General features: G+C 28.0%; 1 protein-coding gene and 2 pseudogenes. All 3 read left to right on the top strand.

The annotated features are described in order from the left end of the window. A pseudogene (locus tag B0A78_RS12125) lies at positions 1 to 345 on the top strand (hypothetical protein); the annotation flags it as partial. 2 nt (positions 346 to 347) lie between these two features. Then, positions 348 to 1,340 carry a hypothetical protein gene (locus B0A78_RS12120; protein ID WP_014166018.1) on the top strand — a complete coding sequence of 331 codons (993 nt, stop codon included), beginning with the start codon at positions 348 to 350 and terminating at the stop codon, positions 1,338 to 1,340. A 12-nt stretch (positions 1,341 to 1,352) separates the two neighbouring features. Then, positions 1,353 to 1,566, top strand: a pseudogene (locus B0A78_RS12115) (hypothetical protein); the annotation flags it as partial.

The following is a 1,566-nucleotide window of genomic DNA, read 5'->3' as shown; positions in this document are numbered from 1 at the left end:
CAGATTAAGTTTGATGCGAAGATTATAGGGAAATATAAAAACGAATTTAAAGTTTTTAATCTTCAAAATAAAATAGAGGGTAGTTTAGAAGTTGATATGAAAGGAGCCATAGGCTTAAAAATTAAATATGGATATGAAAATGAACAAGGTCTTTTTTTAAATCAAAAATTATATTTTTCAGGTTTGAAAGGAACATATAAAGGGCAATTTAAAGCTCAAAATAGTAAATATGGTAAATACGAATATCAAACAAATAATGGCACCCCAACACCTTTTACACTTTTAGAACCTTTTGAACTCGATTTAATAACAATTCAAATCTTTAATCATAACAAAAAAGAATAATAATGAAAAAAGTAATTTTAATATTAATATTAGTGTTAACAAATGTAAGTTGTGTAAAAAAAGAAACAAAAATGAAAGATTCAGAAGTAAATGCAAACAATATTGTAAACGAAATATGTAAAACTATAAAACATTACGATGAGGAAAAAATCTATACATTAGATTATACGTCAAGTTATAGTTTTTTTGAAGTTTTTATTAACGACTATCCTCTTGATAATGATTTTGATGATTTTTCGTCTAGTTCTGCTTTTGAAATCAATCCATTGATATATAAGAGCGGAAAATATAAAGTAAAATACAAAATGTATCCTGTTGGGAAAGTGTATAATGATATTTACAATGCATTGAGAGATAATAGTTATTTAGAAATTAAATTAGCATCTTATGATTTAAAGAATGAAAGTGCATCAGACGTTATTTATTCTCATTACAAAACCCCAATGAATAAAGTACAAATTAGCGAAAAATACAGCGAGGAAAAATTTGTAGGAGCTGGTAAAACGTATTATGAAGGTAGTTTTGATATAGAGGTGCAAGTACCCTACGAGATTCATCCAGCATTTGAAAAAGCTAAGGATTTACGAAAAATGGATAAAAAAGAGCTTGAAGCTAAATTATTGAGTGCCTACCAAAAAGTATGGAATATCTATCAAAACAAAGAATATGATAATATTGCTAGAATTTCGTTTGATAGTATGAAAGACGAATTAGTAAGTAAATACGCATCTAAAGAAGATGTTGAATTTTATTGGAATACATTATTAACATCATATAAAAGTGATACTTTTCAAATGCAACCTATTAAGGATTACAAACTAGATTTTTTTGCAGATGGTAAACTAGTTGCTTTGATGCTCACTACTAAAGATAATAATTACAGAGGTAATACAGCATTATGGGCAAAAGTAAAAGATGATATTGGTACTAGACCGTTATTTTTAAATCGTTATTTCTACATTCCAGAGGGTGAATCAGAGTTTAAAGTGTATTAAAAATTATCGCCTTTGAAAACCTGCGCCTATTTTGCAGATAAGACTTACCCTAGTTTGCAAATGCTCGTGTATCCTGACCTAGTTTGGATAGCGAACTTGCAATATAATTTTAAGGAAAAAGGCGATTACTTTTTTCACGATAAAAAGTTAGAGTTAGAGCAGGGAATAAAGGCAGTTTTAGACGAATTTAGAAACTCGTTGGTAGCTAAAATAATGAGTTATTTAC

The sequence above is a fragment of the Flavobacterium columnare NBRC 100251 = ATCC 23463 genome (assembly GCF_002530675.1).
In the GTDB taxonomy this organism is placed as follows: Bacteria; Bacteroidota; Bacteroidia; order Flavobacteriales; family Flavobacteriaceae; genus Flavobacterium; species Flavobacterium columnare.
This window is presented reverse-complemented; position numbering and strand designations above follow the sequence as displayed.